General features: G+C 66.2%; 25 protein-coding genes. 16 read left to right on the plus strand and 9 right to left on the minus strand.

The features are described 5' to 3' along the window. Window positions 1-11: 11 nt before the first annotated feature. The 3 genes from CAL26_RS16985 to xseA all read right to left on the minus strand — a co-directional run bounded on the left by CAL26_RS16985 (window position 12) and on the right by xseA (window position 3,663). The gene (locus CAL26_RS16985) at window positions 12-1,397 is read right to left on the minus strand and encodes a chloride channel protein (RefSeq protein ID WP_256988505.1); all 1,386 of its coding nucleotides are present in this window, start codon (window positions 1,395-1,397) and stop codon (window positions 12-14) included. Window positions 1,398-1,582: 185 nt separating this feature from the next. After that, complete coding sequence (gene sodB / locus CAL26_RS16990; protein ID WP_094848011.1) at window positions 1,583-2,161, minus strand: superoxide dismutase [Fe]; 579 nt, start codon at window positions 2,159-2,161, stop codon at window positions 1,583-1,585. A 140-nt stretch (window positions 2,162-2,301) separates the two neighbouring features. After that, on the minus strand, window positions 2,302-3,663 hold the full coding sequence (xseA, locus tag CAL26_RS16995) for an exodeoxyribonuclease VII large subunit (protein ID WP_094848012.1): 1,362 nt from the start codon (window positions 3,661-3,663) through the stop codon (window positions 2,302-2,304). Between the two features lie 367 nt (window positions 3,664-4,030). Between xseA and CAL26_RS17000 the strand changes: the two genes are divergently transcribed. The 10 genes from CAL26_RS17000 (at window position 4,031) to rpsT (ending at window position 12,048) form a co-directional block, all read left to right on the plus strand. Beyond that, window positions 4,031-4,714 (plus strand): MotA/TolQ/ExbB proton channel family protein, encoded by a 684-nt coding sequence (locus CAL26_RS17000; RefSeq protein WP_094848013.1) that lies wholly within the window; start codon window positions 4,031-4,033, stop codon window positions 4,712-4,714. Then, a complete protein-coding gene (locus CAL26_RS17005) occupies window positions 4,711-5,121 on the plus strand; it encodes an ExbD/TolR family protein (protein ID WP_086065793.1) in 411 nt (136 codons plus the stop codon). Before CAL26_RS17000 ends, CAL26_RS17005 begins: the two co-directional genes overlap by 4 nt. Next, complete coding sequence (lpxK, locus tag CAL26_RS17010) at window positions 5,118-6,185, plus strand: tetraacyldisaccharide 4'-kinase (protein ID WP_094848014.1); 1,068 nt, start codon at window positions 5,118-5,120, stop codon at window positions 6,183-6,185. Before CAL26_RS17005 ends, lpxK begins: the two co-directional genes overlap by 4 nt. A 42-nt stretch (window positions 6,186-6,227) precedes the next feature. Next, a complete protein-coding gene (locus CAL26_RS17015; protein WP_094848015.1) occupies window positions 6,228-6,416 on the plus strand; it encodes a Trm112 family protein in 189 nt (62 codons plus the stop codon). A gap of 7 nt (window positions 6,417-6,423) precedes the next feature. Further along, the gene (gene kdsB, locus CAL26_RS17020) at window positions 6,424-7,188 is read left to right on the plus strand and encodes a 3-deoxy-manno-octulosonate cytidylyltransferase (RefSeq protein WP_094848016.1); all 765 of its coding nucleotides are present in this window, start codon (window positions 6,424-6,426) and stop codon (window positions 7,186-7,188) included. Between the two features lie 92 nt (window positions 7,189-7,280). After that, on the plus strand, window positions 7,281-7,934 hold the full coding sequence (gene adk, locus CAL26_RS17025) for an adenylate kinase (RefSeq protein WP_094848017.1): 654 nt from the start codon (window positions 7,281-7,283) through the stop codon (window positions 7,932-7,934). Window positions 7,935-7,958: 24 nt separating this feature from the next. Beyond that, entirely contained in the window at window positions 7,959-8,717 is a 759-nt protein-coding gene (locus tag CAL26_RS17030) for a 3-hydroxyacyl-CoA dehydrogenase (RefSeq protein ID WP_094848018.1), read from the plus strand. A 46-nt stretch (window positions 8,718-8,763) separates the two neighbouring features. Continuing rightward, entirely contained in the window at window positions 8,764-10,341 is a 1,578-nt protein-coding gene (murJ, locus tag CAL26_RS17035; protein WP_094848019.1) for a murein biosynthesis integral membrane protein MurJ, read from the plus strand. 301 nt (window positions 10,342-10,642) lie between these two features. After that, entirely contained in the window at window positions 10,643-11,683 is a 1,041-nt protein-coding gene (locus tag CAL26_RS17040) for a FecR family protein (RefSeq protein WP_094848020.1), read from the plus strand. A gap of 101 nt (window positions 11,684-11,784) precedes the next feature. Next, window positions 11,785-12,048, plus strand: a complete 264-nt coding sequence (gene rpsT / locus CAL26_RS17045; RefSeq protein ID WP_086065801.1) for a 30S ribosomal protein S20 — start codon at window positions 11,785-11,787, stop codon at window positions 12,046-12,048. 142 nt (window positions 12,049-12,190) lie between these two features. Here the strand turns inward: rpsT and garL are convergent, their stop codons facing one another. From garL to CAL26_RS17065, 4 genes are all read right to left on the minus strand, one after another. Next, a complete protein-coding gene (gene garL, locus CAL26_RS17050) occupies window positions 12,191-12,955 on the minus strand; it encodes a 2-dehydro-3-deoxyglucarate aldolase (RefSeq protein ID WP_094848021.1) in 765 nt (254 codons plus the stop codon). An 87-nt stretch (window positions 12,956-13,042) separates the two neighbouring features. Next, window positions 13,043-14,164, minus strand: a complete 1,122-nt coding sequence (locus CAL26_RS17055) for an Ldh family oxidoreductase (RefSeq protein ID WP_256988506.1) — start codon at window positions 14,162-14,164, stop codon at window positions 13,043-13,045. 70 nt (window positions 14,165-14,234) lie between these two features. Beyond that, window positions 14,235-14,936, minus strand: coding sequence for a FadR/GntR family transcriptional regulator (locus tag CAL26_RS17060; protein ID WP_094849933.1), 702 nt, complete (start codon window positions 14,934-14,936; stop codon window positions 14,235-14,237). Window positions 14,937-15,091: 155 nt separating this feature from the next. Next, window positions 15,092-16,021, minus strand: a complete 930-nt coding sequence (locus CAL26_RS17065) for a dihydrodipicolinate synthase family protein (RefSeq protein ID WP_094848022.1) — start codon at window positions 16,019-16,021, stop codon at window positions 15,092-15,094. 206 nt (window positions 16,022-16,227) lie between these two features. On the opposite strand from CAL26_RS17065, the gene CAL26_RS17070 reads away from it, so the two are divergent. After that, window positions 16,228-17,199, plus strand: a complete 972-nt coding sequence (locus CAL26_RS17070; RefSeq protein ID WP_094848023.1) for a Bug family tripartite tricarboxylate transporter substrate binding protein — start codon at window positions 16,228-16,230, stop codon at window positions 17,197-17,199. 66 nt (window positions 17,200-17,265) lie between these two features. Next, a complete protein-coding gene (locus CAL26_RS17075; protein WP_094848024.1) occupies window positions 17,266-18,225 on the plus strand; it encodes a 2-hydroxyacid dehydrogenase in 960 nt (319 codons plus the stop codon). Window positions 18,226-18,249: 24 nt separating this feature from the next. On the opposite strand, the gene CAL26_RS17080 is transcribed toward CAL26_RS17075, so the two are convergent. Then, the gene (locus CAL26_RS17080) at window positions 18,250-18,567 is read right to left on the minus strand and encodes a DUF3579 domain-containing protein (protein ID WP_256988644.1); all 318 of its coding nucleotides are present in this window, start codon (window positions 18,565-18,567) and stop codon (window positions 18,250-18,252) included. A gap of 247 nt (window positions 18,568-18,814) precedes the next feature. Here CAL26_RS17080 and argF point away from each other — a divergent pair, with 247 nt between their 5' ends. After that, the gene (argF, locus tag CAL26_RS17085; RefSeq protein ID WP_094848026.1) at window positions 18,815-19,756 is read left to right on the plus strand and encodes an ornithine carbamoyltransferase; all 942 of its coding nucleotides are present in this window, start codon (window positions 18,815-18,817) and stop codon (window positions 19,754-19,756) included. Window positions 19,757-19,834: 78 nt separating this feature from the next. On the opposite strand, the gene CAL26_RS17090 is transcribed toward argF, so the two are convergent. Continuing rightward, window positions 19,835-20,443 (minus strand): DUF4286 family protein, encoded by a 609-nt coding sequence (locus CAL26_RS17090; RefSeq protein WP_094848027.1) that lies wholly within the window; start codon window positions 20,441-20,443, stop codon window positions 19,835-19,837. A gap of 272 nt (window positions 20,444-20,715) precedes the next feature. On the opposite strand from CAL26_RS17090, the gene CAL26_RS17095 reads away from it, so the two are divergent. The 3 genes from CAL26_RS17095 to argG all read left to right on the plus strand — a co-directional run bounded on the left by CAL26_RS17095 (window position 20,716) and on the right by argG (window position 24,950). Beyond that, the gene (locus tag CAL26_RS17095; protein ID WP_256988645.1) at window positions 20,716-22,164 is read left to right on the plus strand and encodes an amidase; all 1,449 of its coding nucleotides are present in this window, start codon (window positions 20,716-20,718) and stop codon (window positions 22,162-22,164) included. Window positions 22,165-22,217: 53 nt separating this feature from the next. Next, window positions 22,218-23,531: an MFS transporter gene (locus CAL26_RS17100; protein WP_094848029.1), complete on the plus strand. Its 1,314-nt coding sequence runs from the start codon at window positions 22,218-22,220 to the stop codon at window positions 23,529-23,531. An 84-nt stretch (window positions 23,532-23,615) separates the two neighbouring features. Continuing rightward, complete coding sequence (argG, locus tag CAL26_RS17105; RefSeq protein ID WP_094848030.1) at window positions 23,616-24,950, plus strand: argininosuccinate synthase; 1,335 nt, start codon at window positions 23,616-23,618, stop codon at window positions 24,948-24,950. Window positions 24,951-24,999 lie beyond the last annotated feature (49 nt).

Genomic DNA, 24,999 nt, shown 5'->3' on the forward strand with positions numbered 1-24,999 from the left:
ATGGACATCGTCTAAGGGCTGGACGAAGCGGTTGGCGTGGAGGCCTGCTTGGCGGCCCGGCCCGCTTCCACGATGGCCTGGCGGCGGAAGCGGCCGGCGGCCAGGTGATAGAAGGCATGCGGGCAGAATTGCCGCGACACCAGCGAGCCCGTCAGGGAACCCAGCAGCAGCCAGAACAGCATGGGCTGGCTGCCCGTCATTTCCATCACCACGACGCTGGCGGTAAGCGGCGCCTGCGTGGCGGCGGCCAGGAAGGCCGCCATCGAGATAAGCACCAGCACACGCTGGTCGACCGCGCCGTCCATCAGGCGCCAGATGGACTCGCCCATGCCGGCGCCCGCGGTGAGCGCCGGCGTAAAGATGCCGCCAGGGATACCGGCCCAGTAGGACGCCAGCGTCGCGGCCACCTTGGCGAGGCCGAAACCATGGTGATCCACCTCGTGCCCGGCCAGCAGTTGCGCGGCGGAGCCGTAGCCCGTGCCATAGGTCAGGCCGCCCATTGCCCAACCCAGCAGCGCCACGGCAAGGCCCAGCACGAAGGCCGTCACGATGGGATGCGCCCGCACGCCCGCGCGCCATTTGGCGGGGACGAGCACGGTCGGACCCTTGCCCAGCAGCCGACCGAATATGCCGCCCACGACGCCATTGACCACGCCGCACAACAGCACCCAGCCCACCATATCGGCCACGGTACTGCCGGTGAAAACGCCGAAATAGGGATTGTTTCCCGATAGCGCGACGACCATGAAGCCGGACGCCAGCACGCCGATCAGCACCACCCGCTGCCAGCGCAGCGGAGTGCCTCGGCCCAATTCCTCGATCGCGAAAATCACGCCCGCCAGGGGCGCGTTGAAGGCGGCCGCCAGCCCGCCGGCGGCGCCGGCCGCGATCAGTTCGTTATTGTGAAAACCCCGCAAGGGCAAGCGGCGGTTTTTCCAGAACCGGCCCCAGGCCAGCATGAGCGCCGCCCCAACTTGCACGGACGGCCCTTCCCGGCCGATGGACGCGCCGGCGAGCAGGCCCAGGAAAGTCAGCGGAATCTTCCAGACCGTCTGCTTCAGCGACACCAGGCTGTGCTGGCTGGGGCCCGCCGGCAGGGACAGCGCGCCTATCACCTGCGGAATGCCGCTGCCCGAGGCATTGGGCGCCAGGCGCAGCGTCAGCCAGCGTATCGCCGCCAGCCCGAACGGCAACAGGATGAAGGCCAGCCAGCTGGACCGTTCGATCCAGGCCGCATTCCAGCGCAACGCCAGGTCGGCGAGCTCGGCGAATCCCAGCGACACCAGCGCCACCAGCGCGGCGCCGCCCAGCAACAGTCCCATTTCCACCGACTTGCGCGAAAGACGGCGGACCTGACGCGTCTTGCGGCGCATGATGCGTCGGGAACGCGCGAACATGCCCCGCAAGCGGGGTGGCGAAGATTCGGACATCAAAGGGATGTGCGTGGGCGGAACAAGGGCGTAACCATACCACCAACCCGGCCTCTGGCCGGTCGCGCCGGCTCACCTTTTCCTACACGCATTCAACCTGCCCAAAAAAAACCGCTGCGGCGAGCAGCGGTTTCGTCCAGTCACCGGGCGGCTCAGCCCAGGTTCTTGGCGGCGAAGTCCCAGTTCACCAGGTTCCAGAAATTCTCCAGGTACTTGGGACGGGCATTGCGGTAGTCGATGTAGTACGCGTGTTCCCACACGTCACAGGTCAGCAGGGGCTTGTCCGCGGTGGTCAGCGGCGTGGCGGCGTTGCTGGTGTTGACGATGTCCACCGAGCCGTCCGCCTTCTTCACCAGCCAGGTCCAGCCCGAACCGAAGTTACCGGCGGCCGACTTGTTGAATGCTTCCTTGAAAGCGTCGAAGCTGCCCCATTTGGCATTGATGGCGTCCGCCAGCTTGCCGCTGGGCGCGCCGCCGCCCTGCGGCTTCAGCGAATTCCAGTAGAAGGTGTGGTTCCACACCTGGGCGGCGTTGTTGAAGATTCCGCCCGAGGACTTCTTGACGATTTCTTCCAGCGGCGAGTTTTCGAATTCCGTGCCGGGGATGAGGTTGTTCAGGTTCGTAACGTAGGTCTGATGGTGCTTGCCGTAGTGGAACTCCAGCGTTTCCTTGGAGATGTGCGGTTGCAGGGCATCCATCGGGTACGGCAGGGGGGGAAGCGTGTGCGCCATATTCGGGTTCCTTCTTCGTTGAGAGCACGATCGAGCCAATGATTGTATCGGCACTTTCCTCAATGGCGCATTAACCCGGGTGAATCGGCGGGTTAATGGCCGATGCGGCGACGCGGCAGGCGCCACCGGCGACACGATGCTCAGGCGTCTGTCCGGCCCGCGCTCAGCACGGTGACGTCGGCGCTGCCCTGGCTGAAGCGGACCTGCAGGGACTGCCCCGGCGCCAGCACGGCGGCGTCGCGTACGACATTGCCGCGCTCGTCCCGCACCAGCGAATAGCCGCGCGCCAGGACATTCTGCGGATCGAATGCCCTGAGCTGGGTCGCCAGCGACGCCAGGCGGGCGCGACGCTGCTCAAGCAGACGGCCCTGCGCGCTTTGCAGCCGCCGCATGCGATCCCGCAACCGATCGCGGGCCCGCTCCAGATCGGGGCCCCGATGCAGGAGCTTCGCCAGCAGCAGGTCGATGCGCGCACGACGCCTGGCCTGCGGCGCGGCCCAGGCGCTCATCAGGCGATGCCGCAAAGTCGCCAGGCGTTCACGCTGGTGCGCCAGCCGCTGGCCTGGCGAGGTGAGTTGGCCCGTCGCGCGGTCCAGGCGCTGTGCCAGCCGTTCAAGCTGCCTTTCCTGCGCGCGGACCAGGTAGCCCGCCAGCCGCATCACCTGGTTGTAGAGGTCCAGGCGGGGTACGCAGGCCAGCTCGGCCGCCGCCGTGGGGGTCGGCGCGCGCACGTCCGCGACGAAATCGACGATGGTGAAATCGGTTTCATGCCCCACCCCGCTGATCACCGGGATGGCGCTGTCCGCGACCGCGCGCGCCAGGCCTTCATCGTTGAAGCTCCACAGATCCTCGATGCTGCCGCCGCCTCTCACCAGCAGCACGGTATCCACTTCCGCGCGCCGATTGGCCGCGGCCAGGGCGGCGATCAGCCGCGGCGCCGCGTCGGCGCCCTGCACCGGCGCCGGATAGAGCACGATCGGGACGTGCGGCGCGCGGCGCGCCAGCGCCGAAAGGACATCGCGCAGCGCCGCCGCGCGCAACGATGTGATCACGCCGATGGCGCGCGGCCGCGCGACCGGCGTGCGTTTGCGTTCCGGCAGGAACAGCCCTTCGGATTCGAGTTTCTGCTTCAAGCGCAGGAATGCCTCGAACAGGTCGCCCAGCCCGGCGCGCCGCATGGCGTCGACCTGCAGCTGATAGTCTCCGCGCGGCTCATACAAGCCGACGCGGGCGCGGAGTTCGACGCGATCGCCCGCCCGGGGCACGAAGCCCACCGCCATCGCCCGGCTGCGAAACATGACGGCGCGCACCGCGGCCCGGCTGTCCTTCAGGGTGAAGTACCAATGGCCCGACGCGGCCTGGGTGAAATTGGAGATCTCGCCCCGCACCCACAGCATCGGGATCCCGCGTTCCAGGAGCTGCCCGACGGCCTGATTGAGCTGGCCGACCGTCACGATTTCCCCGGAAAACACGGGCTCTTTAACTTGAAATTCAATTGTCATAAGGGTTTCCGGGCAAAACCTGTCCACAGGCCGCGTAAATACGTGGGAGACGCCCTTTGCACGTCGATTTTTTGCACCACGTCGACCTGAGCTTTAACACCCGCTCGCAACCTATTGAAAAGTATAAGAAAACGACCAACAGAAGGTCACTCGCGCTTCTGCACCCGCCGGGCGATGCCGAAGCAAAGCCCGGCAAATCGGGCCGTCCGCCGGGGTTTTGCACAGAATTATCCACAAAAATTGTGGATAGCTCGGCCCGTCACCGGCTATTGCCAGGGGCGGGCCCGGCCCGTTACAGTGCGCTGATTCGGCGCGGGCCATCCGCCCCCCTTCCGCGCTGCCGCGCGGCGACCTCTGGAGTTCCTTCTTGCTGTCCGTCCTTCGTGATGCAGGCTGGCCGATCTGGCCCCTGCTTGCCACTTCCGTACTCTGCCTGGCGCTGATCATCGAGCGGCTTTTTTCATTGCGGCGCAGCCAGGTCGCGCCCGCCGGCCTCGTCACGCAGGTACTGGAAATGGTCCGTAACCGCCAGGATACGCCCGAGGCGGTGGCCCGGCTGGAGCGCAATTCGCCCCTGGGACGGGTGTTGGCGGAAGTCCTGCGCCAGCGCAACCTGCCACGCGAAGAAATGCGCGGCGCCGTCGAAGACACGGGCCGCGCGGTCGCGCACGACCTGAACCGCTACATCGGCGCCATCGGCACCATCGCGGTCGTGGCCCCGCTGCTGGGTCTGTTCGGCACCGTGGTCGGGATGATCGATATTTTCGGCTCGTATTCGCCGACCGGCGGCGATCCCGCGCAACTGGCCCATGGGATATCGGTGGCCTTGTACAACACCGGGTTCGGCATCCTGATCGCCATTCCAGCCATGATCTTCCATCGGTACCTGCGGGGGCGCGTGGACGATTACATGCACCAGCTGGAAAACGCGGCCTCGCGCACCGCGCGCGTCCTGGCGGCGCCGGCGGCAGCGCCGGCGCGCCGCCGCGTCGACGAGGACGAAAACCTGTTCAGTCCGCGCGGCGCCGCGCTGCAGGACCCGCTCGCATGAATTTCGGCAATCAGCGCCGGCAGGACGAGCTGGAGATCAACCTGATCCCCTTGATCGACGTCCTGCTCGTCATCCTCATCTTCCTGGCGGCGACGACGTCTTTCGCGCGGTTCAGCCAGCTGAAGGTCACCCTGCCCCAGGCCACCGCGGACCAGCGCGCCGCCGCGCCCATCGAAGTCGCCATCAGCCAGGATGGCCATTACGCCCTGGACGGCACGCTGTTGGAAGCCACCGGCACGGACGACATCGCCGACGCGTTGCGCCGCGCGGCCGCCGGCAAGGCCGACCCCGTGCTGGTGATCAACGCCGATGCGCTGGCCACCCACCAGACCGTCGTGAACGTGATGGAAGCCGCCCGCCTGGCGGGCATCGCCAGGGTGAATTTCGCCACGCAGCTCGCACGATGAGCCAGGCGATTCGAGGGGTACTGCAATCGCAATGGCAGCATGGCGGCTGGTTGTCGCGGCTGCTCGTCCCGCTTTCCTTCCTGACCCTGCTCGCCGTCAAGGCCAAGGGCGCCTGCTACCGGCGCGGCTGGCTGAAATCGTACCGGCCGCCGGTTCCCGTCATCGTGGTCGGCAACATCTACGTGGGAGGCACGGGCAAGACCCCGGTCGTCATCGCGCTCGTCCAGGCCCTGCGCGCACGCGGCTGGACGCCGGGCGTGGTCAGCCGCGGCTACGGCGTGAAGATCGGCAACCATCCCCGGACCGGCCAGGGCGAGCTGGCGGCGGAGCGCTTCGGTGACGAGCCCGCGCTGATATCGCATGCGACCAACGCGCCCGTCAGCATCCATCCCGACCGTCCGCGCGCGGTACGCACGCTGCTGAGCGCCTTCCCCGACGTCGACGTCATCGTGTCCGACGATGGATTGCAGCACCTGGCGCTGGCGCGTGATGTGGAAATCGTGGTCCAGGATGGACGCGGCGTCGGTAACGGCCGCCTGCTGCCCGCCGGCCCCCTGCGCGAACCGGCGTCGAGGCTGCGCGAAGTGCATACCGTGGTGACCAACGTGGATGGCCCGGCGGCCAAGGCGCCGGCCTCGGCCGGGCAACGACCTTACCGGGTCAACATGTGGATGGAGCCCGGCGCGGCCTGGAACCTGCGCGAGGGCACCTTGCGCACCTTGTGGGAACTGCAGGCGGAGTACGGGCGCGCCGGCATCGCGGCCGCGGCCGGCATCGGCAATCCGGAGCGTTTTTTCGCCACGCTCAGGTCCGCCGGCGTGTCGCTGAAGACCACGGTCCCGCTGCCCGATCACTACAGCTATGCCAGGTCGCCCTTCGCGTCCGTCAAGACAGGCCTGATCCTGGTCACCGCGAAGGACGCGGTGAAATGCAGCGGCTTGGGCGACAACCGGCTGTGGGCCGTGCCCGTCACCCCGCATTTTTCCGACCCTGCCTTCTTCGACCGCATCGCCGAACGGCTGCCGGCGCCCGGCGCGAAAGCCGCGTCCGCGCCACGGCAGTGACCGGCCTGCCGCCCGGCGGCAAAACTCCACTAAAATCCGCCCATGGAATCCCGTCTGCTCGACATACTCGTCTGCCCGATCTGCAAGGGCCCGCTCCGCCACGACCGCCAGGAGGCGGAACTGGTCTGCCAGGCCGATCGCCTGGCCTATCCCGTGCGCGACGGGATTCCGGTCATGCTGGAAAGCGAAGCGCGGCCGCTCGAGGCCGAGCGCGCCGCCGATCCCAGCTAGCGGCATCGTGGAATTCATCGCCCTGATCCCGGCCCGCGCCGCGTCCACACGGCTGCCGGATAAACCCCTGGCCGATATCGGCGGCAAACCCATGGTGGTCCGCACGGCCGAACGCGCCGCCTTGTCCGGCGCCAGCCGCGTACTCGTGGCGACCGACGACCACCGCGTGGCCGACGCCGTGCGCCAGCACGGGCATGAGGCCCTGATCACCCGCGGCGATCATGCCACCGGCACCGACCGTCTGGCCGAAGCCGTCGATCTTCTGGCTCTGCCCGACGATGCCATCGTCGTCAACGTGCAGGGCGACGAGCCGCTTATCGAACCGGAGTTGATCGATGCCGTCGCCCGCCTGCTGGCGCGGCGGCCGGACGCCGCCATCGCCACCTGCGCATCGCCCGTGGCCGATGCCGCGTCCCTGTTCAACCCGAACATCGTCAAGGCCGTCTGCGCCGCCGACGGACGCGCGCTGTATTTCTCGCGCGCCCCGATCCCCTGGGCGCGCGATGCGCTCGCGGACGGCGAAAGGCGTATGGCGGTGGGACTTCCGGCATGGCACCATGTAGGCCTCTATGCGTATCGTGCCGAATTCCTGCGCCGCTTCCCCCACCTGCCCCAAGGCACGCTGGAACGCTACGAAGCGCTCGAACAACTGCGCGCGCTCGAGCACGGCTACACCATCCTGATCCACCAGGCGCCGCAGGCGCCGGCGGCCGGCGTCGATACCCCGGCCGACCTGGAACGGGTGCGTGCGGTCTACGCAAATCGGTTATAAGGGTTCGACCTTTGTCACACCCGTGGGCAGGCCCCATGGGTGATACGGCATAATCGGGCCCAGCACAAAAATGACACTCATCAGGAGCTTCTATGCGTCTCATCCTGCTCGGCCCTCCCGGCGCCGGTAAAGGCACCCAAGCGGGTTTCATCACCCAGCAGTTCGGCATACCGCAGATTTCCACGGGCGACATGCTGAGAGCGGCCGTCAAGGCCGGCACCCCGCTGGGACTCGAGGCCAAGAAGATCATGGACACGGGTGGCCTGGTTTCCGACGAAATCATCATCGGCCTGGTACGCGACCGCCTGCAGCAGCCCGACTGCGCCAACGGCTATCTGTTCGACGGCTTCCCGCGCACGATCCCGCAGGCCGACGCGCTGAAGGATGCCGGCGTCAAGCTGGACTACGTCGTCGAAATCGAGGTCCCTGAAGAAGACATCATCGAGCGCATGAGCGGACGCCGCGTGCATCCCGCCAGCGGCCGCAGCTATCACGTGCGCTTCAACCCGCCCAAGGCCGAAGGCAAGGACGACGTTACCGGCGAAGCCCTGGTCCAGCGCGACGACGATCGCGAGGAAACCGTGCGCAAGCGCCTGTCGGTCTATCGGGAGCAGACCCGTCCGCTGGTGGACTACTACGCCGGCTGGGCAAAAACCGACGCCAGCGCCCCGCGCTACCGCAAGATCTCCGGCGTCGGCGCGGTCGAGGAAATCCGCGCGCGACTGTTCGCCGCCCTGCAGAACTGAGCTCACCAGGCAGCCTAGCGAATCATGGAAATCGCCAATAAGGTCTTTATCGTCACCGGCGGCGCCTCGGGCCTGGGCGCGGGCACGGCCCGCATGCTGGTGTCCCACGGCGCGCGCGTGGTCATCGCCGACGTCCAGGACGAAGCAGGCGGCACGCTGGCCGCCGAACTCGGCCAGCGCTACGTGCACTGCGACGTCACCCAGGAAGCCGACGCCCAGGCCGCGGTGAACGCGGCCACCGAACTCGGCCCACTGTTCGGCCTGGTCAACTGCGCCGGCATCGCGCCGGCGGGCCGCATCGTCGGCAAGAACGGGCCGCACGCGCTGGACCTGTTCCAGAAGGTGATCGGGATCAACCTGATCGGCAGCTTCAACATGATGCGCCTCTGCGCGCAGGCCATGACGGCCAACGCGCCGGAACCCACCGGCGAGCGCGGCGTATTGATCAACACCGCGTCCGTCGCGGCTTTCGACGGCCAGATCGGCCAGGCCGCCTATGCGGCGTCGAAAGCCGGCGTGGCCGGCATGACGCTGCCCATCGCCCGCGACCTGTCCAAGGTCGGCATACGCTGCATGACCATCGCGCCCGGCATTTTCGGCACGCCCATGATTTTCGGCATGCCGCAGGAAGTGCAGGACTCGCTGGCCGCCAGCATCCCCTTCCCCGCCCGCCTGGGCCGGCCGGAAGACTACGCCAAGCTGGTGCACAGCATCATCACCAACGACATGCTGAATGGGGAAACCATCCGCCTGGATGGCGCCATCCGCATGCCGCCCAAGTGATATCGCGCCCCACCCGTAACGCCCGTCCGTCTTCACCGTCCGCACCATGAGCCTGTTGCGATCGGCCGCCACGGTCAGCAGCTTCACCTTGCTGTCCCGTATCGCCGGCCTGATTCGCGACATGCTCATCGCCCGCGCCTTTGGCGCCGGGCCGCTGACCGACGCATTCTGGGTCGCCTTTCGCATTCCCAATCTGCTGCGGCGGCTGTTCGCCGAAGGCGCGTTCGCGCAGGCGTTCGTGCCCATCCTGGGAACGGTCCGTACCCAGCATGGCGACGCGCACGTGCGTACCTTGCTGGACCGGGTCGCCCTGCTGCTGACCTGCGCGCTGATGGTGCTGACGCTGGTCGGCATCGCGCTGGCGCCGTGGGTGGTCACGGCGATGGCCAGCGGCCTGCGCGGCGAAGCGGGCACGCAGGCCTTCGACGCGGCGGTCTGGATGACGCGGATGATGTTCCCGTACATTCTTTGCATGTCCCTGGTGGCGTTCGCGTCCGGGGTATTGAACACCTGGCGTCGCTTCGCGGTCCCGGCTTTCACGCCGGTGCTGCTGAACCTGTCCATGATCGCGGCCTGCCTGTGGCTGGCGCCGCGCTACCACCCGCCGGTCTATGCGCTGGCCATCGGCGTGATGGCGGGCGGCGTGCTGCAACTGGCCATCCAGTGGGTGGCGCTGGCGCGCCTGGGCCTGGTGCCGCGCTACAGCCCGCACGTGCGAGAAGCCTGGTCGGATCCCACCGTGCGGCGGATCCTGAAGCAGATGCTGCCGGCCATCGTCGGCGTGTCCGTGGCGCAGATTTCGCTTCTGATAAACACCAACATCGCCACCTGGCTGCCGCCGGGCAGCGTGACCTGGCTCTCCTACGCGGATCGGCTGATGGAGTTCCCCACCGCACTGCTGGGCGTTGCGCTGGGCACCGTGCTGCTGCCCAGCCTTTCCGCCGCCAATGCGCGCAACGACGCCGCCGCCTACAGCGCGCTGCTGGATTGGGGCCTGCGCTTGACGCTGCTCCTGGGCTTGCCTGGCGCGCTCGGCCTGGCGCTGCTTTCCGATGGCGTGGTGGCGACGCTGTTCCACTACGGCGCATTCGGCGCGCACGACGTCCTGCAAACGCGCATGGCGGTCATGGCCTACTCCGTCGGCTTGATCGGCCTGCTCGCGGTGAAAATCCTGGCGCCGGGTTTCTACGCCCGCCAGGACATCCGTACCCCGGTCAAGATTGCCATCGTCGCATTGATCGCCACGCAGGCGCTCAACCTGGTGCTGGTGCCTCGCCTGGCGCACGCGGGCCTGGCCCTGGCCATCGGCCTGGGCGCGTGCCTGAACGCCCTGCTGCTGCTGACCGTCCTGCACAGGCGCGCCGTCTACCGCCCCAGCCCCGGCTGGCTCCCGTTCCTGCTGCGCCTGCTGCCCGCGCTGGCCGCCCTGGGCGCCGTCCTGCTCTACGCGGACGCCCGCCTCGACTGGATTGCCCTGCAGGCGCGCAGCTGGACCCGCGTGGGCCTGCTCGCCACCGTACTGGCCGCCAGCGGTGCCGCCTACTTTGGCGTGCTGTTCCTGTGCGGTTTCCGCCCGCGCGACTTCAGCCGGCGCTCGGCCGCGGCCTCCGCCGAGGCGGCCTGAGCATCGGTGTTGTATCCGCAAGACATCGAGGGGAAAATCCCGCGTGGCGGCAGAGCAAGGCTCAACGCGCGGGCTGAACACGCGGGTCTAGTCCGCGGGCCTAGTCCTTAAGGGCTTTAATAAGGGTCTTATAGGGGTCTTATAGGGGTCATAAGGGCCCGAAAGCAGGCCGGACGTCGCGCGCTCGCCGGATTTTTTGCTTACTTCACTGGCGAATTGCCCCTCTTCTTGATAAAACGCTTTAATATTTACAATTCGACACCCTTGCCGGCTACCGGACGCCGGTTCTTTGGAAGCCACTTTGGATCAGGACGCCACCCCGGACAAATCGACGCCCGTCGCAGACCAGGTCGTAAACTGGCTGCTGCTGCTGCGTTCGGGCCGCGCGTCGCAGTCCGACTACGCGGATTTCCTGGCATGGCGCGCGCAGAATCCCATGCATGAAAGCGCGTGGCAGCAACTGACGTCCGCGCTGGGCTCTTCCTTCGGGCGCCTCAGCGACTTCTATCCCATCGGGTTTTCCACCTCGAACAGCCGGCCGCCCCTGACGCCCGCGATGGCGGCGTATCGTTCGACGCCACGCACCCCGCTGCCTCCGGCGCCCGTCATCAACCCGGCGCGCCGGCGTTTCGTCGCAAGCGGCGCCGCCGCGGTGACCGCCGTGCTGGTGGGCACCGCGGTACTGAACGAAATTTATCCGCTGCACAACCTGACCGCCGACGCCGCCACGGCCACGGGCGAACGACGGCTCTATATGCTTTCCGACGGCAGCCAGATGCTGCTGGACGCGCGGTCCCGCGTGCAACTGGATTTCGCGGGCGCCCAACGCAATGTGCGCCTGCTCGAAGGTGCGATCACCGTATCGGTCGCCCATGATCCCAACCGGCCCTTCGTCGTCACCACGGACCAGGGCACGGTGCGGGCGCTGGGCACGCGGTTCATGGTGCGCCAGCAGGCCAGGCGTTCACTGGTGGTCGTGCATGAACACGAAGTCGAAATCCAGACGCTGGAAAAAGCGCGCGGCGTCATCGGCGCCGGCATGGGCGCGCGCTTCGACGACGCGCGCGTCGACTCGCCCCGGGCCGAACTGCTGGCGGACGCGGCCTGGGAAACAGGCTGGATCGCCGTCCGCAATCGCCCGCTGGCGGACGTCATCGCCGCGCTGCGCCCCTACCGCGGGGGCATCCTGCGGGTCTCGATGGCGGCCGGCGGCCTGCCCGTCACAGGCCAGTTCCCGCTGGATGACACGGACGCCACCCTGGACACCCTGGAACAGAACGTGCCGATCAATGTCCGGCGCTACACGCCCTGGCTAGTCACCATAGACGTCGTGCAGGCGTGAGTCAGCACCACGCGGTTACGCGCCTAATCTCGCGTCAGGCTTGCTTTTCGGCGCGACCTTGCTAAAATGTTGAGCTTTGCCGAATTTCTAACTGACTCTACATGGCCAATACTGCCCAAGCCCGCAAGCGCGCCCGCCAATCGGTGGAGCGCAACAAGCACAATTCCAGCCTGCGTTCCATGCTGCGCACCGCGATCAAGCGCGTTCGCCAGGCCGTGGAAGCCGGCGACAAGACGGCTGCTGCCGCTGTGCTGCAAAAGGCGACCAGCGTGATTGACCGCGTCGCCGACAAGAACATCATCCACAAGAACAAGGCTGCTCGCCACAAGAGCCGTCTGGCTGCCGCCGTCAAGGCGCTGGCCTGATACGCCTGTTCTGATCGGATAGCCGCCCCCTTCGCTGGGGTGGTGCCGGCTTACGCGCAAGATCCGCAGCGCCGCCGGTTTCCATCGGCAAAAAGAAAAGGACGCCAGCTGGGCGTCCTTTTTTTGTTCCCACCGTGCCGGCCTATCGAAACGCGTCCCGCAGGGCGAAGGTCGCCTGCTTGAACACGCCCAGGTCGGTACCGACGGCCACGAAGTGCATGCCCATGTCCAGGTACCGTCTCGCATCCGCGGGAACGGGGGCGAGTATGCCGACGGCCTTGCCGTGCGCGCTGGCGCGTTCATACAGATGGCGAATGGCGGCCTGGACCTCGGGGTGCGATGGATTGCCGATATGCCCCAACGCCGCCGCCAGATCCGACGGGCCGATGAAGATGCCGTCCACGCCTTCGACGGCGGCGATGTCGTCGACCGCATCGATGCCCGGGCGGCTTTCTATCTGCAGCAGCACGCAGATATTCTCGTTGATCGACTGCAGGTAGTCCGGCACCGTGCCGAAGCGGTTGCTGCGTTGCAGGCCGGCCACGCCGCGCATGCCGGCGGGCGGGTAGCGCGTGGCGGCCACCGCCCGGCGCGCCTCGTCCGCGGATTCGATGAAGGGAATCAGCAGGTTGTAGAAGCCGATGTCCAGCAGCCGCTTGATTTCCACGGGATCGTTGATCGTCGGCCGCCCTACCGCCGCCGATTCGCTGCCCTGCAGGGCCTGCAGCTGCTGCAGGAACATCGGCACGTCATTGGGCGAATGCTCGCCGTCCAGCAGCAGCCAATCGTAGCCGGCCAGCCCCGCCAATTCGGCGGTGATGTGGCTGGCCATGCTCATCCAGAAACCGATGACGGTCTCGCGGGCAAGTATGCGTTGGCGAAAACGATTGGGTATGGGTGAAGTCATCCTGGTCCTTCCTGGATAGTGCCGGCGCGGGAGCCCTGCGCCATGGATACCGGCGCGCCCCGCCGGCGGAGGGAGTCACGTCCTCGATCACCCTTGTGCCAAAGGCTCCAGCACGTAGCGGGCGTTGCAACGCTGGCAGATGTCACGCAACCGCGTATCCAGGGCCGCCGGGATCGGTATGCCGTGGGCTTCGCGATGGATACGTGCCTGCGCTTCCGGTTCGCCGGCCACCAGCACCGGGACGTCGGGCCGTGCCGGCGGCGTGTCGTGCATGGCGTCGATCATGTCATCCAGGTCCGCCTCGAAGGATCCCGCGTCGCGGAACGCATCGGGATTCAAGGCCAGGAAAAAATGCCCGATGTTGTCCGGATCGCGCGGGCCGCGGCGCCTGGCATGCAGCGCGGCGAAGCCGCTGCCGCTCAGTGTCGAACCCAGGATCTGCGCCATCATCGCCAGGCCGTATCCTTTGTGGCTGCTCATGGCCGGCGTGCCGCCCAGCGGGGTGAGCCCGCCGTCCGGGTGCGTAAAGATGTAAGCCATGGCCTGCGCCGCATCCGTGACCGGTTCGCCGCGCCCGTCGATCGCCCAGCCTGGCGGCAGCGCCTTGCCATGGAAGTCGTACACCTTGACCTTGTTGGCGGCCACCGTGGTCGTCGCCATATCGAGCACGAAGGGCTCGTTCTGCGCCGCCGGCGCGGCGAAGGCGATGGGATTGGTGCCCAGCATGGGCATGGCGCCGCCGGTCGGCACCATGATGATGCCGTTGGCGCTGCTCGTCACCAGCCCCACGACACCACGCCGCACGGCAATGCGTGCGTAGACGCCGGCCGCGCCGAAGTGATGGGAGTTGCGCACGGCCACCGCGCCCACGCCATGACTCAGCGCCTTGTCCACCGCCAGATGCATGGCCTGCGCGGCCACCGGATAGCCCAGTCCGCCCATGCCGTCCAGCAAGGCGGACGCCACGCCGTCGCGCACGACGCGCGGCCGCGCGTCGATCGCCAGCGTGCCCGCTCGGACTTTGTCCTCATAACTGGGCAGCATGGAAATGCCGTGCGAATCGATCCCCAGAAGATCGGTTTCGGCCATCAGCGCCGCGGCGGTATCCGCCAGGTCCCGCTGCATGCCCCAGGCCGTCAGCACCAGCACGATCTGCTCGCGCACCGATCGCGCCGATGCGCGAAAGCCCGCTGTTTGTTCGCTTACCACTCCCTGTCTCCTTTCTTATGTAGGCAGCGTTCGCGAGCGCCGCCGCCGACTCCGTTGCGCGCGCGGGCCTTCAGTCGCGTTCGCGATCCACCAGGCGGTGGCGCGCCTGTCCCAGGTGGAACTGCATGGCGGTGCGCGCGCGCTCGCCGTCCTGCTCGCGTATGGCCGCGAGAATGCTCGCGTGTTCGTCCATCACGCGCTCCGCGCGCTGCCGTGAACCGGTGCGCGTCAGGTTCAGCGACAGGCGCATGAAGCCCTGTATGGATTCGTGGATCGTTTCCAGCACGCCAGGGAAGAAATCGTTGCCGCTGGCTTCGGCGATGCTGGCGTGGAAAGCCAGGTCCAGCTGCGCGGACACCTGGCCTTGCGCCAGGCCTTCGGCGAACGCCTTGTGCGCCTCGACGATCTTGTTCAACTGTTCGTCGGTGCGGCGCAGCGCCGCCAGGCGCGCGGCGTCGCCTTCCAGCGCGACCCGTACTTCCTGCGCGCGCAGGTAGGCACCGACGTTCTGTACGTCGCCAAAGGTCTTCAGGCGCGGCGCCGGCTGATGGATGACGAAGGTGCCCAGGCCTTGGTACGCGCTGACCAGCCCGTCGGCCCGCAGCCTGAGCAAGGCTTCGCGCACGACCGGGCGCGACACGCCGAATTGTTCGCAGATTTCGTGCTCGGACGGCAGCTTGTCGCCTACGTTGAGATCGCCCGAAGCGATGCGATCGAATATCTGCCCGTACAACTGGTCGCCCAGTCGGACGCGTTGGCCGCGATCCAGCATACGCGCGCTATCGATACCCACGACGACATCGACCGGACGAGCGCCGTCCGCATCGTGCGGACGTTGTTTGATGGACACGTCGCTCTCCTTTTGATCAAGGATCCATCGTACGCGATCGCCCGTACCGGCGGCCGTGGAATCCCCCGGCCGATCGGTCAGGCCGCGAGCGCATCGCGATCGCGCGCCAGCAAGGCGCGCGCGACAGGCGCCACACGCTCGCGCTCAGCCGGAGTCAAGCCGGTCAACAAGGGCAGCATGGGGCCCATATCGGCGATGCCCGCGAGCGTGACCGCATCGTGCAGGACGCGGATGGGGCTGATGGCATCGCGGCAATCCTCCAGCGGCATATAAGCGGCCCGCACGCGTTCGGCTTCCGGCAAGCGGCCCTGCCGCAGCAGGTGCAGCAATTGCATGGAGCCGCGCGGGGCGATGCACACCGAACCCGACGTGAAGCTTTGCAGTCCGAAGTCGCGGCAGTGAACGATGGCAGGCCGCTCGCCGATACCGCTGACCACGAGGCGTGGATCCACCGCTTTCAACAGGGCGGACAGGTAGGGATCCTGCAGCGGGTCCTGCCGCACCACCGCGTACTTGACGGCGACGATGCGGCCTTCTTCGACCAGGCGTCCCAGCGTCGACGGCGCGATGTAGTCGGACGCCTTGATATACACCACGACCGGACGGGAAATGGTGTCGCTGAAGCGGCGCACCCCATCGGCCAGGCCCGCGTCCGTGTAGGGAAAGGACATGGGCAGCAGCATGGCCGTCGGAAAGCTCCGCGTCTTCAGAATGGCGGCCTGGTCCATCAACTTGCCGTAATCGGGGCCCGCCGAAGGCAGGATCCAGGTGTCGGGACCGGCCTGTTCCGCCAGGAAATCCAGGATGCGCGCGTACTCGCTGACCGCGACGTTGTAGAAGTTCGCATTCCCGCCGTACATGATGCTGCGTACGCCGCCGTCTTCCAGATGCCGCAGCAGGGCCGTGTTCGCATGCGCATTCAGGCTGAGATCGGCATTGCGGGCAAGGGGTGGAACCGCGATCACCGAACGACGCAGGTCGTCCACCGTCACTGGCGTGGTCTTCATGGGGCTACTCCTCTGGCGTCGAGAGATACGCGGGTACGGCAACGCAATGCGGCACAGGCGTCCGCTGTGCGGGCAGTATACTTGGTTGACATATAGCGGTCCAATACATATAGTTGTTTTACAAGCATGTAGTCGGACAACTGACAAAAGTGAAGCCGCGGCTCGCCGCCGATATCGACGACTTCACCATAAACCGGAGACAACTCATGACCACGCCTATGCGCGCCCTCGCGGCGACCGCCGCCCTTGCGCTCGCCGCCGCCTTCCCCGCCGCCGCCAAGTATCCCGACAAGCCGGTCACCGTCATCGTTCCCTTCGTCCCTGGAGGATCCTCGGACATCACGGCGCGCGCCGTCCTGCCGGGCATGAACAAGCTGTTCGGCCAGACTTTCCTGGTCGAAAACAAGCCGGGCGCCAATGGCTCGATCGGCGCCCAGGCGCTGGCGCGCGCGACGCCGGACGGCTACACGATGATGGTGGGTTCCATCGGCACCTTCGCCATCAACCAGGCGCTGTACAAGGACTTGTCGTACAACCCGAGCAAGGACTTCAAATTCCTGACGATGGCGGTGCGCAATCCCAACGTGCTGGTGGCGTCGCCCAATTTTCCGGCCGCGAGTGTCGCCGACCTGATCGCCTATGCCAGGAAAAATCCGGGCGCGGTGTCCTACGCCTCGTCCGGCACCGGCTCGTCGGACCACCTGTCGGCGGTGCTGTTCCGCCAGAAAACCGATACGTCGGGCGTCGATGTCCCTTACCGCGGCGGCGGCGCGGCCATCAGCGACCTGATGGGCAATCAGGTGAATGTCTCGTTCCAGAACCTGGGCGCCGTGCTCAATCACATCAAGGCCGGCAAGCTCAAGGCCCTGGCCACGACAGGCGACCAGCGCATCCCGGAGCTGCCCGACGTGCCGACCATGGCGCAGGCAGGCGTGAAGGACATGATCGTCTATTCCTGGCAGGGCTTCGCCGTGCCCGCCGCGACGCCGGCCGCCATCGTGACCCAGTTGTCGGACGGCCTGCGCAAAACGCTGCGGGATCCCGCGGTGGAAAAGACGCTGCATGGCCTAGGCTTCGAAGTCGTCGCCGACAGCCCCGAAGCCTTCACGAAATTCCAGCAGGCCGAGGTCAAGCGCTGGCAGGACGTGATCGCCAAGAGCAATATCAAGTTGGAGTAAATTAGCCGCTCCCGCTTCCAGGCGCCCGGCGACTAGCGGACCGGGCGTCCCCATCGGACGTACTCAATGACCACCAAGCATCGCATCATCCAGGTCGGCTCCTATGCCGGCTCTCCCACCGCGAACGCACGGCTCGCGCAGGATTACGACGTCGTCGAGCTGTGGAAGTATCCGGACCGGAAAGCCGCCCTGGCCGAACACGGCAAGGGTGTGGATGTGCTGGTCACCTCCGCCAATTTCGGCTGCACGGCGGAGATGATCGACGCCCTGCCCGACCTGAAGGCGATATGCAGCTGGGGCGTGGGCTACGAAACGATAGACGTCCAGGCCGCGCAGCGGCGCGGCGTGCAGGTCAGCAACACGCCTGACGTATTGACCGACTGCGTCGCCGATCTGGCCTGGGGCCTGATGATCGCCTCGGCCCGCCGCATCGCCTACGGCGATCGCTTCGTGCGCACCGGGCGATGGGGCCAGGTACATGGCAGCATTCCGCTGGGCAGCCGCGTCAGCGGCAAAAAATTGGGCATCGTCGGCCTGGGCCGCATCGGCCAGGCGATCGCCAGGCGCGGCGCCGGCTTCGACATGGACGTGCGCTATCACAGCCGCAACAAGCGCGACGACGTTTCCTACGCATACGAAGCGTCGCTGGTGGACCTGGCGCGCTGGGCCGATTTCCTGGTCGTGGCCACGGTGGGCGGCCCCGGCACGCGCCACCTGATTTCGCGGGAAGTCCTGGAAGCGCTGGGTCCGCAAGGCACCGTCATCAATATCGCGCGGGGCCCGGTCATCGATGAAACGGCGCTGGTCGAAGCGCTGCAATCCGGCAAGCTCGGCAGCGCGGCGCTCGACGTGTTCGAGCATGAGCCCAAGGTGCCGGATGCGCTGAAGGCGAACGACAACGTGGTGCTGCTACCCCACATCGGCAGCGCGACCTACGAAACGCGTCGGGAGATGGAAAACCTGATGATCGAAAATCTGCAGGCCTTTCTTCAGACCGGCAAGGTGATCACGCCCGTCACGGAATAAGCAATCGGAACGGCGGAATCGCCATCACGACGGATGGCCGATTTCGCGTTCCTCGGTTTTCAGCCGGTTGTCCTTGGCGAAGTCCATGACGAACTTCCAGGCCAGGGGTTCGAGATCGCGCAGGCGTTCGTCCACGACGACACTGCTGTGGCCATCGATGATGACGGGCAACACGTAGGGCGAATAATAGAGCGGGCTGGCGGGCGCACTGCCCGGAGGCCGGAATTGCGCCATGACGCCGGCCAGCCGCTCGGCCCAATCACTGGGGCGAAAACGCTGGCCTTCTTCCGTAACACCGAGGATAACGATTTGTCGCACGCGGAATACCGTTGGTTCTGCTATCGGCGACGGGCGCTGCGCGCCGTCAGGTGACCGGCCGCGACGCCCGGGTCGCGATGCCGATTGTATATGATTGCTGCTTGGCAGCATTGTATTCGGCCTATCGCCTCGCGGTCGAACAGCTGGCATTCTTGCGGTTTTCCCGCGCTTTTCCACGCATCTCCGCCGTGACCGTCGTTTTTTAAAAAAGAACGGGCATAATGAGGCGCCCCGCCGCCAGTGGGCGGGACCAACGATGTGCAGACCGACCATGACAACAGCAAGCACCCAGAACGGCCCCCTGCGCCACTTCCTGCAGTTCCGTGATTTTTCCGCCGCTGAAATCGACTATGTGCTGGACCGCGCGCGCCTGATCAAGGACAGGTTCAAGCGCTACGAACCGCACATGACGCTGCACGATCGCACGCTCGCCATGGTGTTCGAAAAGGCCAGCACGCGCACGCGTGTGTCCTTCGAGGCCGGCATGTACCAACTGGGCGGATCCGTCATCAACCTGACGTCCAACGACTCCCAGCTCGGACGCGCGGAACCGATCGAGGACACCGCACGCGTCATTTCGCGCATGGTCGACATCGTCATGATCCGCACCTTCGAGCAGACCCGCATCGAGCGGTTCGCCTCGCATTCCCGCGTACCGGTCATCAACGGCCTGACCAACGAATTCCACCCCTGCCAGATCCTGGCCGACATCTTCACCTACGTCGAACACCGCGGCCCCATCCGCGGCAAAATCGTGGCCTGGGTGGGCGATGCCAACAACATGTCCTATACCTGGTTGCAGGCGGCCGAAATGCTGGGATTCACGCTGCACGTGTCGACCCCTTCGGGATACGAACTCGACCCCGTGCGCATCGGCACCCCGTCGGCGACGGTGCTGCGGCAGTTCAAGGATCCCATGGAAGCCTGCCGCGGCGCCCACCTGGTCACGACCGATGTCTGGACCAGCATGGGCTACGAAGCGGAAAACGAACAGCGCCGCGCGGCCTTCGCCGACTGGTGCGTGGATGCCGACATGATGGCCGTGGCCGCCGCCGATGCCATCTTCATGCACTGCCTGCCCGCGCACCGGGGCGAGGAAGTCACGGGCGACGTCATCGACGGCCCGCAAAGCGTGGTGTGGGACGAGGCGGAAAACCGCCTGCACGTGCAGAAGGCCCTGATGGAATTCCTGCTGCTGGGCCGCCTGTCGTAGTATCGGGCCGGGCGTGATGGCCCGGCATCGAGCGGCTGGCCGCATCGCGGGCCATCCGTTCAACGCGAGCGTGTACTTTCAGCCGATGGCCTTGAACATGGTGCGCTTCGTATTGCGAAACGACGGACGCACCCGATCGCTCCAGGCGCTGGCGCGCACGGCCAGCCAAGGTGGACTGCCGAAGGTCTCGACACTCTCCAGGTCATAACACGCGTGATAGCGTGGCGACGACTCCGCGCAAGCGTAGCGTTCCGCCCGTACCGTACCTGGCACGCCAGCCAGGCCGGGCAAGTGTTCCTGGTCGTACCAGTCGTTCAGATCCTGCTCCGCCTGGGGCAACACATCCGTCTCCACGACGTAATGCCACGGTGCGGGACGTTCGCGGGAAGCCCCCGGCAGGTCCGCCAGGCGCCGCAGCCACTGCGTTCTGGCATCCGGATACAGGCCCGCCACCCGCTCCCGCATGGCAGAAAGCGCTGCCTCGGCGCCATCCCGGGGCAACCGGCAATAGACATAGGTTTCCGCGGCCTCGACCGCCGCATACCCCTGGATGACCACGTGCGCCAAGCCCGCGCGCAATTTTTCGGCAAGCGCCGCCAACCGCGCGGCCGACAGGGGTTCGCCGGGGATCTTCAATAGAAGGACATCGGCCCGTTGTCCGGTGATGCCTTGCGGTGTCTCGCTCATCTTTCCTCCAGGAAAACACGCATGGTCGCGCAAGGCGGCCGCGGCGGCAATGCGCACCCCGCGTGCTTTCTCACGGCCTGGACGCGCACGCCGTCGCCGCCGTCCGCGCCCGCCCTGCCGAGTTAGGCTGCCCGGTGCCGTGCGTGGCCCGGATTAACCCTAGATCGGGTGAATCCCGATGCGCTGGGCCATGAATATAGTATACAAAGTACGCTATAAATTTCTCTTCGGAGCATGCTTTGGACGCGGCCACCAACCCTGCCTCGAATGGACTGCGCTACTGGACCTTGTCTCGCAGCCTGCAAGCGTTGAGGCAAGGCGAGGTCACCGCCGAATCGCTTGTGGATGCCTGCGCCGAGGCCTTTGCCGACAGTCATGCGCGGATCAATGCGCTGGTGCTTCAGGACTACGCAGCCGCGCAAGCCCAGGCGCGTCGCGCCGATGCCGCGCGCAAGCGCGGCGAGCCGCTGGGCGCCCTGCACGGCATTCCCTTTTCCATCAAGGAAAGCTTCGACGTCGCCGGCTGGCCGACGACCTGCGGCGACCCCGCGCATGCCGGGCAGTTGGCGGCACGCGATGCCGATGTCGTGCAGCGCCTGCGGGCCGCAGGCGCCATCCTGGTAGGCAAATCCAATGTCCCGCTCCATTTACGTGACTGGCAAAGCTACAACGCCCTCTACGGCACGACACGCAACCCGCGCGACCCGTCCCGCACGCCGGGAGGCTCTTCCGGCGGCAGCGCCGCGGCGGTCTGCACGGGCATGAGCGTGTTCGACGTGGGTTCCGATATCGGCTCTTCCCTGCGCAACCCTGCCCACTATTGCGGGGTCTTTTCGCACAAAAGCAGCCACGGCCTGGTATCGCTGCGGGGCCACGGCATACGCAATACGGATCCCGCCCCCGACATCAACGTCGCCGGTCCTGTCGCGCGGTCCGCGGTGGACCTGGAAATCGTGCTGCGGGTACTGGCCGGGAATGACGGACAGGCCGGCCAGGCGCGTACGCCGCTGCCAGCCGCACCGGACCGTGCGCCCAGCGGGTTTCGCGTGGCAGTGCTGCCCACGCATTCCTTCGCGCCCGTCGATGCGGAGGTTTCCCGCGTCATCGAAGACCTGGGACGGCAACTGCAAGGCCAGGGTATGCGGGTCTCCTGGAACGCCAGGCCGGCCATCGAGGCGGAAGCGCTTTGGCGGACCTACATTTTGATGTTGCGCGCCGCGACCTCGGCCTACATGACCGACGCCGCCTACGAGGCGGCATGCGAACGTGCGGGTCGCGCGGACCCTGCCGACCTGTCCTACGCGACGCTGCAGTATGTCGGGGCGACGCTGGATCACCGGACCTGGCTCAGGCTGGCTGACATCCGGCGCGGTATCGCACAGGCGTGGGCTGATTTCTTCACCGATCACGATGTCTTGCTATGCCCTGCCGCCGCCACGGCGGCCTTCGAGCTGAATGAGCAGGGAGACCCTTGGCAACGCAGCCTGAACGTCAACGGGGCACCCCAGCCCATGACGACCCAATTGTTCTGGGCGGGACATTCTGGACTATGCGGCCTGCCGTCTACCGTCGCCCCCGCCGGACTCACGCCTGCCGGCTTGCCGGTAGGCGTGCAGATCGTCGCGGCACGCTCGCATGACCTGACTTCGCTGCATTTCGCGCAATGGCTGGAGCGGCAGGGCCATGCCTTCCAGCCGCCCACGATCACGCACGCGGCCTGACCCCGCCGCCGCATACACAATCCAATCCACCCACGATACGAAGGGGAAAGGTCATGTTCACCTGGTTCACCGAGTTGTCACGCATGGAGCGCAAGGGCTTCTATGGCGCGTTCCTGGGGCATGCGGTCGATGTCTTCGACTTCATGATCTACTCGTTCCTGATCTCGACCCTGCTTGCGCAATGGAACATGAGCAAGGCCGAGGCCGGCGCCATCGTTACTTACACCCTGGTCTCGTCACTGGTCGGCGCAATATTGGCGGGGGTGCTTGCCGATCGTTATGGACGCGTGCGCGTGCTGCGTTGGACCATCGTTGTATTCGCCTTCGCGTGCTTTCTGTGTGGACTATCGCAGAACCCGCAGCAACTGATGATTTTCCGCATCATCCAGGGACTGGGCTTCGGCGGCGAATCGTCGCTATGCATGGTGCTGGTGACCGAGATGATCCGCAACCCGGCGCACCGCGGCAAATACTCCGGCTTTACCGCCAGCAGCTACTCATTCGGCTGGGGCGCCGCCGCCTTGGCCTATGCCGCCATGTACGCCCTGATGCCGCCCGAATATGCATGGCGCGCCTGCTTTTTCCTGGGCATCCTGCCGGCCCTGGTCGTCATCTATCTGCGGCGGAATCTGGTTGAACCGGAAATCTTCATCGCGGCGCGGTCTGCCGCCGGAAAAGAGCTGCGCAAGCCGGATCCGCTGCGGGTGGTGAAGTCTCCGCTGCTGATCAAGACCGTGCTTTGCAGCCTGCTGTCCGGCGGCATGCTGGGCGGCTACTACGCGATCGCGACATGGCTGCCCACTTACCTGAAAATGGAGCGCGGGCTCTCGGTGTTCGGCACGAGTTCCTATCTGGTGGTCATGATTCTCGGCTCTTTCCTGGGCTACGTGGCAGGCGCCTACGCCACGGACCGCTTCGGGCGCCGGGCCACCTACGTCCTGTTCGCGGTCGGTGCCATGGCCATGGCGCTGATCTACATGCTGATTCCGATTTCGAACACCTCCATGCTGTTCCTGGGATTTCCCATGGGCATTCTCATGCAGGGCATGTTTTCCGGAATCGGCGCCACCCTGTCCGAATCCTATCCCAGCAGCGTGCGCGCGACCGGCTACGGCGTCTCGTATAACGCGGGACGCGTCATCGGTTCGCTGTTTCCGCTAAGCGTCGGCTGGCTGAGCGGCGGCACCCTGGCGCTGGGCGTCTCCATCGCGGTGGTCGCGGGCGTCGGCTATGCCCTGGTGATCGTGTCCGCGCTGCTGCTGCCCGAGACCAATGGACTGGACCTGTCCCGCATCGAGGAAGACGGCGCCGCACCGTCCGACGGATTGGACATCGCGCCGGCGGCGAGCGCCACGCGCGCCGGTTGAGTGCCGCGGGCTCGCCTGGAGAATCACGCAAACGCGGTAAAATGCACGGTTTTCTACCTCCAGGCGACACAAGGCGATAACGTCATGGCAACCATCCTTCAGCACATCCCCGTCGGCCAGAAGGTCGGCATCGCGTTTTCAGGCGGGCTGGACACCAGCGCCGCGCTTCACTGGATGCGCGAAAAGGGCGCCGTGCCCTTTGCCTATACCGCCAACCTGGGCCAGCCGGACGAGCCCGACTACGACGAAATCCCGCGCCGGGCCATGCAGTACGGCGCCGAAAAGGCCCGTCTGGTGGATTGCCGCAGCCAGCTCGTGGCCGAAGGCATCGCCGCGCTGCAAAGCGGCGCCTTCCATATTTCCACCGCCGGCATCACGTATTTCAATACGACCCCGATCGGCCGCGCCGTCACGGGCACCATGCTGGTGGCCGCGATGAAGGAAGACAACGTCAATATCTGGGGCGACGGCAGCACGTTCAAGGGCAACGACATCGAGCGCTTCTACCGCTACGGCCTGCTCACCAATCCGGAACTCAAGATCTACAAGCCCTGGCTGGACCAGGCCTTCATCGATGAGCTCGGCGGCCGCGCGGAAATGTCGGAATACATGCGCCAGTCCGGCTTCGAATACCGCATGTCGGCGGAAAAGGCGTATTCCACTGATTCGAACATGCTGGGCGCCACGCACGAAGCCAAGGACCTGGAACACCTGAATTCAGGCATCCGCATCGTGCAGCCCATCATGGGCGTCGCCTTCTGGCGCGACGACGTCGACGTCAAGCGCGAAGAAGTCAGCGTGCGTTTCGTCGAAGGCCGCCCGGTGGCGTTGAACGGCGTGGAGTACAACGACCCGGTCGCGCTGATGCTGGAAGCCAATCGCATCGGCGGGCGCCATGGCCTGGGCATGAGCGACCAGATCGAGAACCGCATCATCGAAGCCAAGAGCCGCGGCATCTACGAAGCCCCGGGCATGGCCCTGCTGTTCATCGCCTACGAACGCCTGGTCACCGGCATCCACAACGAAGACACCATCGAGCAGTATCGCGAAAATGGCCGCAAGCTCGGCCGCCTGCTGTACCAGGGCCGCTGGTTCGACCCGCAGGCCATCATGCTGCGCGAAACGGCGCAGCGCTGGGTGGCGCGCGCCGTCACCGGCGAAGTCACGATAGAGCTGCGCCGCGGGAACGACTACTCCATCGTCAACACCGAATCGGAAAACCTGACCTACAAGCCCGAGCGCCTGACCATGGAAAAGGGCGAATCCGTGTTCTCGCCGCAGGACCGTATCGGCCAACTGACCATGCGCAACCTGGATATCGTCGATACGCGCGACAAGCTGTTCACCTACGTCAAGGCCGGCCTGCTGGCCCCGTCGGCGGGCGCCGCGCTGCCGCAGCTGAAAGACGAAAAGAAGTAGACCCACCCCCGAAGCGCTGCGCGCTTCCCCCTCTAGGGGGCGACACTGG

Source organism: Bordetella genomosp. 9 (genome assembly GCF_002261425.1).
In the GTDB taxonomy this organism is placed as follows: domain Bacteria; phylum Pseudomonadota; class Gammaproteobacteria; order Burkholderiales; family Burkholderiaceae_B; genus Bordetella_C.